Source organism: Bosea sp. 685 (genome assembly GCF_031884435.1).
Taxonomy (GTDB): domain Bacteria; phylum Pseudomonadota; class Alphaproteobacteria; order Rhizobiales; family Beijerinckiaceae; genus Allobosea.
Window position 1 is genome coordinate 2,579,391 of sequence record NZ_CP134779.1, and the last position, 14,689, is coordinate 2,594,079.

Below are 14,689 nucleotides of genomic sequence, written 5' to 3' on the forward strand. Positions count from 1 at the left end.
TTTACCTCCGCGAGAGAGCGACGCCAGCTGGCGTCAATTGACGCCGTCGCCAGTCGAAGAGCCACCGAGATTCTGGGAATAGGTGATCTGTCCGAGCGTCTTGAGTTCGAGCTTGAACATGATCGTGCGGGTATCCTTCGTCGTGCCGGAGACCTGCTTGTCGGCGTAGTTTTGCGTGTAGCTGACGTCGAAAATGGTGCATTCGTCGGTGTAATTCACGCCGAACGAGGTCGAGGCCGTCTGGAACGGACTCGTGTTCGGGTAAGTGGCGATGGTCGCGGTTCCCGCAGCATAGCTGGCGCGCCAGACTTCGCGGTCGTATTTGTACTTGTCGAGGTCGAACAGCACGCCGGCCCGCACGCGCCAGTTCTGCGCGACCATGACCGAGCCGTTGAGCGACAGGCCTTCGCGCCGGCGCGGAATTCCGAGATCGGGCTGCGGCTCATAGCGGCCATAGCCGATCGTCGCGGTGAAGATGCTGTTGGTATAGGTCGCCCCCGCGTCGATGCGCTGCGCCTCGAACGTGCTCTCGTTCAGGCGGGCCGCTCCCGTCAGGACGAAATTCTTGAAGGGCGATATTTGCGCGCGCGCCACATAGTCCGAGCGGGTCGTGTCGAGGCCGGAATCGAGCCCGGTATTGACCAGATCCCCGCGCGCGAAGGAGTTGCGTCCACCGATGCTATAGGATTGTCCGAACAAGGCGTTGGCGTAGCCATCGGTGCCAAAGCGCCCGGTATAGCGGGCACCGACATTGGCGCGCGTTCCGCCTTCGAGCCGGTCATATCCCGAAAACTTGCTGCTCCACTCGAACAGGTTGGTGTCGTCGAAGACCAGGCTCTGGGAATCTTCGTTCGCGACGCGCAGGCTGCTCGTCTCGTTCGGGCGCGCGATGATCTGCGCGACCGGCTCGATGATATGCGTCCCCCAGCTCGTCTTGGCGACGAACGGGTAGCGGTACATCAGGCCGATCGCCGGCATCGCCCGGCCGAACATTTCGTCCGAAGTGTCGGCAATCGTCGAGGCATTGGCGTTGGCGTAGCCGCTGGTCGACGGGTTGATCGAGAACACATCGGCCCGCAACGACGCGTAAGGCGTCCAGACCTGGCCGATCGGATCGATGAAGTTGCGCCGCCATGAGACTTCGGCTGTGGCGCGCGCGGTATTGCCGGCGAGGCCGCGCACCAGGCAGGTGCTCTTCTGGTAGACGGCGCAGCCATCATACAACGAATAGGCCGTGCCGGAGCTCGTCGTGCCGCTGACCAGATAGGTGTTCTGGTTCGGGATTTGCTGGTAGGCCGTCGCATCGCGGTGCAGGAAGGTGACATTGGCGTTGAAGGTCAATTCGCCGCCGAGGAAGGACGGCTTGTTGACGCGCTTGTCATAGTCGATGACCGGCAGCACCACGGGCTGCTGCTTCTGCCAATCGGTCGAGGTCAGCGGCTGGAAATAATAGCCGCGCATGTCGAACCAGGCCGTCTCGCTCTGCCCGTTGAGATAGACCGTCGAGATCGACTCCTGCAGATAGGTCGTCGAGCTCACGCTTTCGTTGGTGATGCGGTAGTTCTTGTAGAACCAGCGGTCAGTCGACATCGCCACGTTCCAGCCGAATGACCAGCGCGGATTCAGGTAGAACTTGCCGTTGGATTCGATCGACCCGCGGAACTCCTTGTCGCCGGCACCCAGCGGCGTCGCCAGGAACTTGGACTGTTCCTGCTGGAAAATGCCCGAAGCGCGGATCTTGTAAGCGCCGTTGACGAGACGCTGGCGCCATTCCACCTGGCCGAGCAGGCCCTGGCGCGACAGATAGGTCGGCGTGATGGTCAGGTCGTAATCGGGCGCCAAATTCAGGAAATATGGCAGGCCGACGCCATAGCCGAGCGCTCCCGTATTCAGGAACTTCGGCGAGAGGAAGCCGGATTTCCGCTTCACCGTCGAATCCGGGCCCGACATGTAAGGTATATAGGCCATCGGCACGCCGAGGAATTCGAGGCGGGCATCCTCGTAATAGATCGTCTGCTCGGACTTCTTATGGATGATCCGGGCGGAGCGCACCTGCCAGAGCGGCGGCCTTTCCGGGTTGTCCTTACAGGGCTCGCAGGCTGTGTAGATGCCCTTGTCGAAGATGAAGGTCTCGCCGTCGGTACGCTCGGCGCGCGGCGCGGTAAAACGCGTCTTGTCGGGATTCACCACGCGCAGCGAATCGATGAAGCCGTCGCGGAAATCGTCGGTCAGGTTGAAATGGTCGCCGGTGATGACCGTGCCGTTGGTCTCGGTGATCCGGGCGTTCCCGGTCGCGATGACGCGCTTGCTGGCGCGGTCATAGACAACCTTGTCGGCCTCGATCGTCCGCCCCTGATACAGGATCTGGACGTCGCCGACGGCGGAAACGGTGTTGTTGTCCTTGTCGTAGACCAGCTCGCGTGCATCGACGACCATCCGCTCCTGCGGCTTGGCCCCGGCTTGCGGTTTGGCCCCGGCGGGATTCTGGGCAGCAGCAGGCGCCTGCGCGACGGCAATGCCGCCGGCCGTCAGCATATAGGCCAAGCTCGAGGCGAGGGCGGTCGCCGTAGCAAAGCGCGCCATGCGTCTCACGCCCACATTCATACGCTCAATCCTAAATTAACCATAGGCACAGTACTCTTACCCATCTTCCTGATGAAGGAGGGCCAAGGCTCCCAGCATCGTTCCGACGGCTGCAGGCAGCCACGCGGCGACGATCGGATTGACGATCCCCGACGATCCGAGCTCCTCAGACAGCTGCGTCGCAACATACAGCACGAAGCCGGCCGCCACGCCACCTATCACCAGTCTAGTTACCCCACCAAACCGGAAAAATCTTAAGGAAACGGACGCAGCGACCAAAACCATGGCGACGAGCAGCAGCGGCCGCGCCTTAAGTGACTGATAGCGCAGTTCATAACGCGTCGTATCGAGGCCGGCGCGCTGCGTTCTCTCGATCACAGTGGGCATCGCCCAGAAGCCGACGGCGTCAGGCGGTGTGAAGCTTTGCCGCATCTGCTCCGGTTCCAGCGTGGTCGCGAGCAGGTAGGTCTTGTAGTTCTGCGGCTCTTCCATGGCGGATATCACGCGCGCGTCGGTGAGTTCCCAGTGTCCTCGGTAGAGCACGGCGCGTTTCGCGTCGATCCGCTCGACGAAGCCGCCATTGGCATCGAAGTTGAAGATCGCAACGTCGGAGAGGCCGTCACCGTCCGGCAGCGCACCGGCGGCGCGGATGATCGCCTGGCCGTCGACGCTGCGTTGCCGCATCCAGATATCCTGGCCGCTGGCCGTCTGGCCGGTGCGGGCGAACAGCCGCAGTTCGAGCGCGGTGGCCTTGCGCTTCAACTCGGCCGCCACGGGATTATAGACCAGGATCGAGACCAGCCCGATGACCACGGCCACGAGAGCCGCGGGCTGCAGGAATTGCCAGGCCGAGACGCCGACGGAGCGCGCGACGACGAGTTCGAGCTTCCGGCTCAGCGTCAGCAGCGCAAACATGCCGCCAAACAGTGCCGCGAACGGAAAAATCTGTTCGGCGACCGCCGGTGCGCGGTAGAGCGCGAGCTGGATGATCAGCGGTGTCGTGGCGATGGGCGAATCGCCCGCGCGCCGCATCAGCTCGACGAAGTCGAGCGTTCCGATCAGGAAGAAGAACGTGCTGAAGACGCCGAGGATGGCGCGTGCGAACCGCTTTGTCAGATAGCGGCCAAAGGTCGAGATCAGAAGCATTAGGCGCGCCGAAGCCTTGCTGCGAGCAGGTTGAACGGCGCGAACAAGGGCGCCGTGAGGCGTCCCAGGAAAGGCCGCAGCCTTTGGCCGAAGACGATCAACGAGACCGAAATGATGATGGCGGCCAGCGGCAGGATATAGAGCAACCAGACCGCGAAGCTTGATCTGACGCTCGCTGTCCAGGCGGCGTAAGCGCCGATGCGCGTCGCGCTGACGATGAGGATGGCGGATTGGAGCGCGACCGCGCGGCCCTGACGCGTGGTGCGGGCCTCGCCGATCGCCGCGAACGCGATCAGCATGAAGGCGATCGGATAGAGCGGCGCCGACAGCCTGTTGTGCAGTTCGGCGCGGAAACGCCCCTCCTGGAGCTTGTAATAGCTCTCATTGGGGTCCTGGTTCAGCAGCGCCCAGGTCGAGCGCTCCCGCGGTTTGTAGGTGACCTTGTCGCCATCGCCTTCGCCGGAGCCTCCCGTCGGATCGCCCGACAGGGCCGACAGGTTGAGCGCATAGCGCTGAAACGAGATGATCGAGGTCGTGTCCTGGCGATTCTCGCGCTGGATCGTGCCCTTTTCCAGCATCAGGAAGCTGTTGCCGTCGACGTCGACGGTGCGTCCGCGCTCAGCGATATAGATCGAAGGCTGCTTCGGATCGCGCCTGTCCTGCATGAAGATGCCGACAAGCGCGTCGCCCGATTTCTCGCGGTAATGGAAGGTCACGCCCGAATCGAGCGAGACGAACTGGCCCTCCTTGACCACGTTCGCGACGAAATCGGCGCGGATCAGCGTGATCAGGTCGCGCAGCATGCGAAATCCCGCCGGCATCACCGACAGCGTCATCCAGCAGACGATCAGGGATGTCGCGATCGTCAGGACGATGAAGGGCCGCGTCAGGCGATGGGGCGCGACGCCGGCCGCGTTCATCACAATCAATTCGGAATCGCTGTTCAACCGGTTCAGCGTGTAGAGCGTCGCCATGAACAGCGCGACCGGCGCGATGCCTGCGACCAGCGCCGGCAGCGAAAGCAGCGTGACGGTGAAGAAGATCAGGACCGTCTGGCCCTTGCCGGTGATCAGATCGACCTCGCGCAGGGCCTGCGTGACCCAGATCACGCTCGTCAGCCCGACAAGTAGGACGATGGCCGCGACCGTCGCGATCTTCAGGATGTAGCGGTCGAGGCGCTTAAGGAACAAGCTTCTGATTCCGATGCGAGGCTGGGAGGCAAGCGCTCCCTTGGACGGTTCGACGAACTCACCCTATGGTATAGGCGCAATCAAGGCGCAAACGGGAATCGTTTGTGTTCGTCTCGTTTCGCCCTTCCCGACGCCCCAATCCCTAAATCGTGAGCCCGTCATGTCGCAGCGCCTGAAGCTCGAGGTCAAAGCCCTGAACGCAATCTCCGGTCAGGATCTCGTGATTCTGGTATCGGATGCGCTGACGCCGCCGAAGGCGGCCGAGGAATGGCTCGGCGAAGGCGCCCACAGCCTGCTCGCGCGCGCTGCCGCGGCCGAGCGCTTCAAAGGCAAGGCGCTGTCGGGGCTGACATTGCTGGCCCCTGACGGCGCCGGCTACGAGCGCCTGATCGCCATCGGTGTCGGCCCGGAAGCAGAGCGCGGCAAGCTCGATTTCGCCAAGCTTGGCGGCGCCATCGCCGGGCGCCTGGGTCATGGCCGCAGCGCTGATGTGATTCTGGTCCTGCCGGAGGGTGAGCCGACGGCCGACCAGGCCGCGGACATCGCGCTTGGGATGCGGCTGCGCGCTTATGCCTTCGATCGCTACAAGACCAAGACAAAGGACAAGGACGAAGCCGAGCCGCTTACGGTGACGCTACGGGCGTCTGACCCTGCTGCGCTCAAGAAAGCCTTGAAGGCGCGCGAGGCGATCGCAGGCGGCGTCGAACTGGCGCGCGACCTCGTCAACGAGCCGCCCAATGTTCTCTACCCCGAAGAGTTCGCCGATCGCGCCGCCAAGCTCGAGAAACTCGGCGTCGAGGTCGAGGTCCTCGACGAGAAGCAGTTGAAGAAGATCGGCATGCGCGCCCTTCTCGCCGTCGGCCAGGGCTCGCGCCGCGAAAGTCGCGTCGTGGTGATGCGCTGGAATGGCGCGAAGTCCGGCGTCCAGCCTGTCGCCTTCATCGGCAAGGGCGTAACCTTCGACACTGGCGGCATCTCACTCAAGCCCGGCGCCAGCATGGAGGACATGAAGGGCGACATGGCGGGCGCGGCCTGCGTCACCGGGCTGATGCATGCGCTCGCCGCCCGCAAAGCCAAGGTCAACGCCATCGGCGTGATCGGCCTCGTCGAGAACATGCCTGACGGCAATGCCCAGCGCCCCGGCGACATCGTCACCTCGCTCTCGGGCCAGACCATCGAGATCATCAACACCGATGCGGAAGGCCGCCTCGTGCTGGCCGATGTGCTCTGGTACACGCAAGACCAGTTCAAGCCGAAATTCATGATCAATCTCGCGACGCTGACCGGCGCGATCCTGGTTGCCCTGGCGCAGGAACACGCCGGCCTGTTCTCCAATAATGACGAGCTGTCGGAGCGGCTGAGCACCGCCGGAAAGGCGACCGGCGAGGCGGTCTGGCGCATGCCGCTGGGCCCGGCCTATGACAAGATGATCGATTCGAAATTCGCCGACATGAAGAACTCGGCCGGGCGCTATGGCGGCTCGATCACCGCCGCTCAGTTCCTGCAGCGCCATGTCAACGACACCCCCTGGGTGCATCTCGACATTGCCGGCACGGGCATGAGTTCGCCCAATACCGAGACCAATCGCTCTTGGGGCTCGGGCTGGGGCGTGCGCCTGCTCGACCGTCTGGTGGCTGAGCATTACGAAGGCTGATTCGATTCCGGAGATCATGTCCGCAATATTTTGGAAAGAAGGGCTTTCATGCCGGAAATCCTGTTCTTCCATCTGCAATCGCGCCCGCTCGAACAGGTCCTGCCGACGATTCTCGATCGGGCGGTTTCGCGCGGGCAGAAGGTCGTGGTCGAGTTATCCAGCCCGGAGCGTCTCAGCGCGCTCGACGATCATCTCTGGACCTATTCCGACGAGAGCTTCCTGCCTCACGTCACGGCAGCCGAGGCCGATGCGGCGGCGAATCCGATCGTGCTGACGACGAAGGCGCATAACCCCAACGCGGCGCAGGTTCGTATCTGTGCGGAGGGTGTCCGCATTCCCGACGCATTGCAGGACTACGAGCGCGTCGTGTTGATTTTCGATGGTGACGATCCCGACGCGCTGGCAGCGGCGCGCGAGGATTGGAAGTCGGTTCGGGCCTCAGGCGCCAGCGCCAGCTACTGGCAGCAGGACGAGGCCGGCCGCTGGGAGAAAAAAGCGTGAAATTGCCTGTCCTGCTCGTTTGCGCCGCCGCTCTGGGCGGATGTTCCGTCGATATGGGCGGGTTCGCCTTCACCTCGGAGTCCAATGGCGGGCGCACCACCGCGACAACGAGCAGCGCCACGGCACGCGTCTCGACTCAGGAAGCGCAATTGACCGCAGACGGCGAATGCAGCGCCGATGTCTCGCTCGATCCCTCGACGCGCCCCTTGCCGCCGCAGATCGCGGAAGGCATCACCGAATGCGAGCTGGTCAAGCTTAAGGGCGCACGCCCGACCGATGTGCTGATCGGCGACAGCGGCAAGGGCCAGCGCGAGGTACAGGTGCTCTATTCCGAGCCCGGCGGCCGCGAGATCTATATGTTCACCGACAACCGGCTGAGCCGGATCGTGAAGCCCGGGCAGGGCTGACCTCTTCGGCGTATTCCCGCATCGGGAGCAGGAACCAGGATATGCGGCGGTCATCGATCCTTCGTCTTGCAGCCGTCGCCATGACGGGCCTTGCCCTGCTTTCGACCATGCCGCGGACCGCTTTGGCGCAGACGGTCTCGCAATTGTCGCAAGCCGAAGCCGCCAATAAGGCGCTCGTCCTCGACTTCTGGTCCAAGGTCTTCGACGCGCAGGACTGGACCAGGGCGAAGGACTATCTCGCCGACGACTACATCCAGCACAATCCCAATGTGGCGAGTGGGTTGGCTGGGTTCAACGCGTACTTCTCGAAGATCTGGCCGAACCCCAAATCCACTACTGCGATCATCGCGACCGAGTTCGTAGCCGTCGTGACGCAGGGCGATCTCGTCCAGCTCGTGATGCGTCGCAGCCGGGCAGAGCCCGGCGATGAGTTGAAGACCTATGACAGCTACTGGTTCGATCTGTTCCGGGTCAAGGACGGCAAGATCGTCGAGCATTGGGATCCGGCGCTGAAGCCCGTCAGGAATTGACGATACGGCAGCAGAAGCGATTATTCTCTGATCGGGTGCATCTCCGGCGAGCCGAATCGCTTGCCGGGCCTTGCGTCTGAACGATCCGTATCGCGCTACGACGGCGATGGTCGGTGACTTGAGTGCCAGCAAGCGGGCTGGCGCCACGGCAATTATACGACGCGCATCATCCTGACCCGCCTGCCCGAAAACGAGGCCGAGCCGATCCGGCGGCCCTTGTCGAAGGAGCCGTGACCAAGCCCTTCGAGGTCAGGCGTTCTCCAACTCCTCGCTCAGTCCCAACCATTCTTCTTCGGCAGCGGCCAGCGCTTCGGCGAGCTCCGCTCGCTGCCGCGACAGGATGCGCGCCTTGTCGGGATCGCGGGCGAACGCCGAGCCGTTGCCCAACACGCCGTCGACTTTCTCGATCAGTCCGGTCAGCTTGGCGATCTTCGCCTCGGCGAGGTTGAGCTTCTGCCGCAGTGGGCCTTGGGCGACGCGCTTGACCGCTGCGCCCTTGCGCTCTTCAGCCTTGGCGTTGCCTGGCGAGCTTGCTTCAGCCGTCGATTTCTCGCGCTTGGCTGCCTTTGCCGTGCCGAGGACGAAGCTGCGGTAATCCTCCATGTCGCCATCGAAGTTCTTGACCGTGCCGTCGCCCACCAGCCAGAGCCGGTCGGCGCAGGATTCGATCAGGAAGCGATCATGGCTGACCAGGATGACCGCGCCGGGATAGTCGTTGATCGCGTTGACCAGCGCGGTGCGGCTGTCGATGTCGAGATGGTTGGTCGGCTCGTCGAGGATCAAGAGATGCGGGCCGCCGAAGGCCGCGAGCCCCAGCATCAGCCGGGCCTTCTCGCCGCCGGACAGGTTCTTCACCGGCGTCTCGGCCTTGCTCGCGGGGAAGCCGATTTGCGCAGCCTTGGAGCGCACCTTGGCTTCGGGTGCGTCCGGCATCAGATCACGTAAGTGCGCGACCGGCGTGTCCTCCAGCCGCAATTCGTCGAGCTGGTGCTGGGCGAAATAGGCCGTCTCCAGCTTCGATGATTTCCGCATCGTGCCCGAGAGCGGTGGCAGCCTGCCGCCGATCAGCTTGCAGAAGGTCGACTTGCCGTTGCCGTTCGAGCCGAGCAGCGCGATGCGGTCGTCGGGCAGGAGCGTCAGGTTGAGCTTCGACAGCACGGTGCGGTCGCCATAACCGGCGCTGGCGTTGTCCAGCACGATCATCGGGGGCGAGAGCGGCCGCTCGGGGCCCGGCAGGCTGAAGGGCTGAACGTCGCGATCGACGATCGTTGCGATCGATTCCATCTTCTCCAGCCGCTTGACGCGCGACTGCGCCTGGCGCGCCTTCGAGGCCTTGGCCTTGAAGCGGTCGACGAAGGCCTGGAGATGCTTGCGTTCGGCGTCCTGCTTCTCCTTGGCCTTCGAAAGCTGCATCTGCTTTTCGGCGCGCTGCCTGGCAAATGAGGTGTAGCCGCCGCGATAGATCGTCAGCTTGCCCTGGTCGAGATGCAGGATGTGGTCGACGCAGGTGTCGAGCAATTCGCGGTCATGGCTGACGACGAGCACGGTGTGCGGGTAGCGCTCGAGATAATCGTAAAGCCAGAGCGTGCCTTCGAGATCGAGATAGTTTGTCGGCTCGTCGAGGAGCAGCAGGTCGGGCTCCGAGAACAGCACGGCGGCGAGTGCGACGCGCATGCGCCAGCCGCCGGAGAAATCCGAGCAGGGGCGCTGCTGCGCCGCCTCGTCGAAGCCGAGGCCGTGCAGCACGGTCGCGGCGCGGGCCGGCGCGGAATGGGCGTTGATATCGGCAAGCCGGGTTTCGATCTCGGCAATGCGATGCGGGTCTTTGGCGGTCTCGGACTCCTTGATCAGGGCCGCGCGCTCCGTGTCGGCGGCGAGGACGACCTCGATCAGCGTTTCCGGACCGCCGGGCGCCTCCTGCGCGACGCCGCCGATGCGCCGCCCCTTGGGCAGGCTGATGCTGCCGCCTTCCGGCGAAAGATCGCCGGTGATGATGCGGAAGAGCGTGGTCTTGCCGGTGCCGTTGCGGCCGACCAGGCCGACGCGCGAACCATCGGGAAGCGAGGCGCTGGCGTGATCGAGCAGAAGCCGTTCACCGAGCCTGTAGGTAATGTCGTTGATCGTGAGCATGCGGCGGTTTAGGCGGGAATTCGCCCCTAAAGCAATCGTCAAACGCGCCTAGAGGCTGTTCGCCGGACGCCGTCACGGTTTCGCCACGGTCTCGCCTTTCCGCGGCCCGGCGGCGCCCTCACGCAAAGTAAGTCGAACATCATTCGATTCGCCCAGAGCATCCCATGCAGCTCAATTTCAGTTTTGCCGGCCGGCGCCATGTCTCGGTCGCATCTATCCTGATAGCCCTGACGTCGGTGATCGTCGGCAGTGCCGCCGCGGCTGCGGCATTGCTGCCGCTATCCTGGCTGCCATTGTCCTGATCGCGAGCCCCTTCAGCGAAAGTTAACGCGGACGGGTTTATTCAGCCGGGACCATTATTGGTGTCGCTGCGGGGGCCAGGACGCTTGTTCAGTCTGAGATTCAGGCTTCCTGCTGCCATGCTCGGCCTGGCATGCCTCGCTGCGCTCGCGGTGGGAGGGTCGGCCTATTTTGCCGTTCAGCAATGGACCCGCGAAGCGGTGCGCGAGCGCCTTGATATTCTCGCCGAAAGCCATGCCAAGGCGATCGAGCGGCGCTGGCTGCAGATCCGCTCCGAGCTCTCGGTGCAGGCGCGCAGTGCCTATACGGTCACGATGCTGGACGAGATCGGCAAATGGATGGAGTTGGGCGCTTATGACCGGAGCGCCATTCTGTCCTATTATCAAGGGGATGGTTCGCTATCTTCATCCGAGCGCGCGGCGCGGACCGGCCAGGATCACAAGCATGGTTATTCCTGGCGCCATGTTGCGATCCACGAGACCTACTCCGCGATCCTGAAGCAGTTCGGCTATGCCGACATCTACCTCGTCTCCGCCAAGGGCCGCGTCGTCTACAGCGTGACCAAGGGGCCCGAATTCGGGCGCCTGATCAGCGAGCCCGACCTTGCCCGATCAGGACTTGGCACGGTCTTCGAGGCCGCGAGCAAGCGGCCCATCGGCGAGCAGTCTGTCATCGATTTCGCGCCCTACGACCCGGTCGGCGGCGAATCGCGCGCCTTCCTGGCGCAGCGTTTCTCTGACGCCGATGCCGGGGCTTCCGAGCCGGCCGGCACGCTCATCTTCGCGATCAACACCTCGCTGATCGATGAGGTTTTGGCGGCGAGCGCCAGCGCCTCGCGCCATACGGAGGCTCATGTCGTCGGCGCGGACGGCTTCATGCGCTCGAACCCCGCTGCGCGACAGGCTGGCACGGCGCCCGTCGAGACGCTCGATCCGCGTCGGCTCGCCGCCTCGGGCGGCGCCATGCTCAAGATGACGAGCCGCGACGGCGCGCCGCTGGTCGTGACCGGACGCAGCATGACGGTCGATGGCTGGCCCTGGCTGCTCTGGCTGACCGAGCCGGAGAGTTCGGCCTTTGCCGTCATCGACAAGCTCAAGGGAGCGATCGTGGTGGCCAGCCTCAGCGTGCTCGGCCCCGTGCTGCTGGTGGCACTGCTGCTTGGCCTCTCGGTGGCGCAGCCGATCGCCGGGCTCGCCGAGGCGCTTGCGGGGGCCGCGGCTGGACGCACCAATCTGCGCATCCCTGGCGCGCAGCGACGCGACGAGATCGGCGCGATCGCGGCGTCCGTCCAGAGCATCCGCGAAACCATGGTGCGCGACGAGCAGGCCCGCCTGCAGGAACGCGAGGAGCGCGATAGCGACACACAGCGGCAGCGCGCCGCCTTGCTCAGCGATCTCGCATCCGATCTGGAGCGCTCCGTGCTGGGCGTCACGAGCGCGGTCTCCAACGCCGCCGAGGCTCTCAGCGTGACGGCGAACGAATTGTCGGCGGGAGCGCGCGAGACGCAGGCCAATGCCGGTACGGTCCATGAGGCGGCCTCGCGGGCGATCTTCAGCATGAGCTCGATCGAGGAGGCGGCGCGGGATCTGCGTCTGGCGATCGATCGGCTTGACGGCGACGTTCAGTCCTCCGACCGCTCGGCACGGTCGGCGCGGGATTATGCGGACGAGATGGGAGCGATTGTGGATTCGCTGGCGACAGGAGCCGCGCGCGTCTCCGACGTCACCGGCCTGATCTCCGGCATTGCCGCGCAGACCAATCTGCTTGCGCTCAACGCCACGATCGAGGCCGCCCGCGCCGGAGACGCCGGTCGCGGCTTCGCCGTCGTCGCCTCCGAGGTGAAGGGGCTGTCGGCTCAGACCGCGCGCGCCATTGAGGACATTTCGCGCCAGATCGCGACGATGAACCAGGCTACGGGCGAGACCGTCGATGCCATCGCCGGCATTCGCGGCATGATCGCCGATCTGAGCGACGCGGTCCGCCGCACCGCGGGAACGATGCGCCAGCAGCATGGCGTGACCCATGCCATCGTCTCCGATGTCAGCGCCGCGACCCATGAGTTCAGCCGAATCGGCGACGCCACCAGCCTGGTCTCGAACGCCTCGCAGCAGACTTCGGAGGCTGCGGCTGCTGTTTTGCGGGCATCGAGCGAATTGAGCGGGCTTGCGGGTTCGCTGAAGGCACGGATTGATCAGTTCATCACCCAGGTCCGTGCGGCGTGAGCACGGCGAGCCGCTTGTCGGCGAGGCGGGCAGGGGCTAACCCTTCCTGATGAGCCGCACAGCCTTTTATCCCGGATCCTTCGACCCGATTACCAACGGCCATGCCGATGTCATCGCAGGCGCCTGCCGGCTCTGCGACCGACTCGTCCTGGCCATCGGCGTGCATCCGGGCAAGGCCCCGATCTTTTCGGCGGATGAGCGTGCCGCGCTGCTGCGCGAGGTTGCGGAGCCGATCGTGGCGGCGCAGGGCGTCGCCATCGAGGTCGTGACCTTCGACTATCTCGCCGTCCAGGCCGCCAAGGACGCCGGCGCGACCATCATGATCCGCGGCCTGCGCGACGCCACCGACTTTGACTACGAGATGCAGCTCGCGGGCATGAACCAGACCATGGTGCCCGATTTGCAGACCGTGTTCCTCCCGGCCTCCGCCAACACGCGCTACATCACCTCGACGCTGGTCCGCCAGATCGCGTCGATGGGCGGAGACGTCTCGGCTTTCGTTCCGCCGCCGGTCAGCGCCAGGCTCAAGGTCAAATTCCCGACGCGCTAACCCCGGTTCCGCGCCATTTTCGGTGGTGCGAATTGGATTTGCATTTGCATTTTGCGAACGGCGATGGTGTCTCTGGCACCACTGACTCGCATCGTTTCGGTGCGAGTCCACCGTTCCACGAGTTCCTCCATGCGCCTCTCCCGCTACTTTCTGCCCCTGCTGCGCGACACGCCCAAAGAAGCCGAGATCGTCTCGCATCGCCTGATGCTGCGCGCCGGGATGATCCGTCAGCAGTCCGCCGGCATCTATTCCTGGCTGCCGCTGGGCCTGCGCGTCCTCGACAAGATCAGCCGCATCGTCCGCGAGGAGCAGAACCGCTCTGGCGCCATCGAGATTCTGATGCCGACGATCCAGTCGGCCGATCTCTGGCGCGAGAGTGGCCGCTACGACGCCTATGGCAAGGAGATGCTGCGCATCAAGGACCGGCACGACCGCGAGATGCTCTACGGCCCGACCAATGAGGAGATGGTCACCGACATCTTCCGGTCCTATGTGAAGTCCTACAAGGACTTGCCGCTCAATCTCTACCACATCCAGTGGAAGTTCCGCGACGAGGTCCGCCCCCGTTTCGGCGTGATGCGCGGGCGCGAATTCCTGATGAAGGATGCCTATTCCTTCGACATCGACCAGGCCAGCGCGCGCCACGCCTATAACCGCATGTTCACGGCCTATCTGCGCACCTTCGCGCGGCTCGGCCTGAAGGCGATCCCGATGCGCGCCGACACCGGCCCGATCGGCGGCGATCTCAGCCACGAATTCATCGTGCTGGCCTCGACCGGCGAGAGTCAGGTCTTCTGCCACAAGGACTATCTCGACTTCGAGACGCCCGCGATCGACATCGATTTCGAGAGCGTGGACGGTCTCCAGAGCCTCGTCGACAAATGGACGAGCCTCTATGCCGCGACAGAAGAGATGCATGAGGCTGCGGATTTTGACGCGATCCCCGCCGACAAGCAGCTTTCGGCGCGCGGCATCGAAGTCGGTCACATCTTCTATTTCGGTACGAAATATTCCGAGCCGATGGGCGCGACCGTGGCCGGGCCGGACGGCACGCTCTCGCCGGTCCATATGGGCTCTTATGGCATCGGCCCGAGCCGGCTGGTCGCCGCCTTGATCGAAGCCAGCCATGACGAGGGCGGCATCATCTGGCCCGATGAAATCGCGCCCTTCGATGTCGCGGTGCTCAACCTCAAGGTCGGCGATGCTGCGACCGACGGCGCCTGCGAGCAGCTCTACAAGACGCTGCTCGCCAAGGGCTATGACGCTCTCTACGACGACACCGATACGCGTCCGGGTGGCAAATTCGCCACTGCCGATCTGATCGGCGTGCCCTGGCAGATCATCGTCGGCCCCAAGGGGCTGACTGAGGGCAAGGTTGAGATCAAGCGCCGCGCCGGTGGCGAGCGCGAACTCGTCTCGCTCGAGGCCGCGCTCGACCGCTTCAAGGGCAAGACCGCGTGAACCAGCGTAACCGGC

12 protein-coding genes are annotated in these 14,689 nt (G+C 64.2%); 8 read left to right on the forward strand and 4 right to left on the reverse strand.

Annotated elements, in window-relative coordinates; all coding sequences use genetic code 11:
* Nucleotides 1–33 precede the first annotated feature (33 nt).
* The 3 genes from RMR04_RS13670 to lptF are packed head-to-tail and all read right to left on the reverse strand — an operon-like array spanning nucleotide 34 to nucleotide 4,919.
* Complete coding sequence (locus RMR04_RS13670; protein WP_311915140.1) at nucleotides 34–2,583, reverse strand: LPS-assembly protein LptD; 2,550 nt, start codon at nucleotides 2,581–2,583, stop codon at nucleotides 34–36.
* Nucleotides 2,584–2,640: 57 nt separating this feature from the next.
* Nucleotides 2,641–3,729, reverse strand: a complete 1,089-nt coding sequence (gene lptG / locus RMR04_RS13675) for an LPS export ABC transporter permease LptG (RefSeq protein WP_311915141.1) — start codon at nucleotides 3,727–3,729, stop codon at nucleotides 2,641–2,643.
* The gene (gene lptF, locus RMR04_RS13680) at nucleotides 3,729–4,919 is read right to left on the reverse strand and encodes an LPS export ABC transporter permease LptF (protein WP_310149213.1); all 1,191 of its coding nucleotides are present in this window, start codon (nucleotides 4,917–4,919) and stop codon (nucleotides 3,729–3,731) included. Before lptF ends, lptG begins: the two co-directional genes overlap by 1 nt.
* Before the next feature lie 160 nt (nucleotides 4,920–5,079).
* On the opposite strand from lptF, the gene RMR04_RS13685 reads away from it, so the two are divergent.
* Genes RMR04_RS13685 through RMR04_RS13700 form a run of 4 tightly spaced genes read left to right on the forward strand, consistent with a single transcriptional unit; the run spans nucleotide 5,080 to nucleotide 8,011 of the window.
* On the forward strand, nucleotides 5,080–6,573 hold the full coding sequence (locus RMR04_RS13685) for a leucyl aminopeptidase (RefSeq protein WP_311915142.1): 1,494 nt from the start codon (nucleotides 5,080–5,082) through the stop codon (nucleotides 6,571–6,573).
* Nucleotides 6,574–6,621: 48 nt separating this feature from the next.
* Nucleotides 6,622–7,074, forward strand: a complete 453-nt coding sequence (locus RMR04_RS13690; protein ID WP_311915143.1) for a DNA polymerase III subunit chi — start codon at nucleotides 6,622–6,624, stop codon at nucleotides 7,072–7,074.
* A complete protein-coding gene (locus RMR04_RS13695; RefSeq protein WP_311915144.1) occupies nucleotides 7,071–7,481 on the forward strand; it encodes a hypothetical protein in 411 nt (136 codons plus the stop codon). Before RMR04_RS13690 ends, RMR04_RS13695 begins: the two co-directional genes overlap by 4 nt.
* Before the next feature lie 41 nt (nucleotides 7,482–7,522).
* On the forward strand, nucleotides 7,523–8,011 hold the full coding sequence (locus tag RMR04_RS13700) for a nuclear transport factor 2 family protein (RefSeq protein WP_311915145.1): 489 nt from the start codon (nucleotides 7,523–7,525) through the stop codon (nucleotides 8,009–8,011).
* Nucleotides 8,012–8,260: 249 nt separating this feature from the next.
* Here RMR04_RS13700 and RMR04_RS13705 read toward each other — a convergent pair whose 3' ends face one another.
* Entirely contained in the window at nucleotides 8,261–10,141 is a 1,881-nt protein-coding gene (locus RMR04_RS13705) for an ABC-F family ATP-binding cassette domain-containing protein (protein WP_311915146.1), read from the reverse strand.
* 164 nt (nucleotides 10,142–10,305) lie between these two features.
* Between RMR04_RS13705 and RMR04_RS13710 the strand changes: the two genes are divergently transcribed.
* The 4 genes from RMR04_RS13710 (at nucleotide 10,306) to proS (ending at nucleotide 14,674) form a co-directional block, all read left to right on the forward strand.
* Nucleotides 10,306–10,443 (forward strand): hypothetical protein, encoded by a 138-nt coding sequence (locus RMR04_RS13710; RefSeq protein ID WP_311915147.1) that lies wholly within the window; start codon nucleotides 10,306–10,308, stop codon nucleotides 10,441–10,443.
* A 117-nt stretch (nucleotides 10,444–10,560) separates the two neighbouring features.
* Nucleotides 10,561–12,663: a methyl-accepting chemotaxis protein gene (locus RMR04_RS13715; RefSeq protein WP_311915148.1), complete on the forward strand. Its 2,103-nt coding sequence runs from the start codon at nucleotides 10,561–10,563 to the stop codon at nucleotides 12,661–12,663.
* Between the two features lie 49 nt (nucleotides 12,664–12,712).
* Entirely contained in the window at nucleotides 12,713–13,213 is a 501-nt protein-coding gene (coaD, locus tag RMR04_RS13720; RefSeq protein ID WP_311915149.1) for a pantetheine-phosphate adenylyltransferase, read from the forward strand.
* 129 nt (nucleotides 13,214–13,342) lie between these two features.
* A complete protein-coding gene (gene proS / locus RMR04_RS13725; protein ID WP_311915150.1) occupies nucleotides 13,343–14,674 on the forward strand; it encodes a proline--tRNA ligase in 1,332 nt (443 codons plus the stop codon).
* Nucleotides 14,675–14,689: the final 15 nt, after the last annotated feature.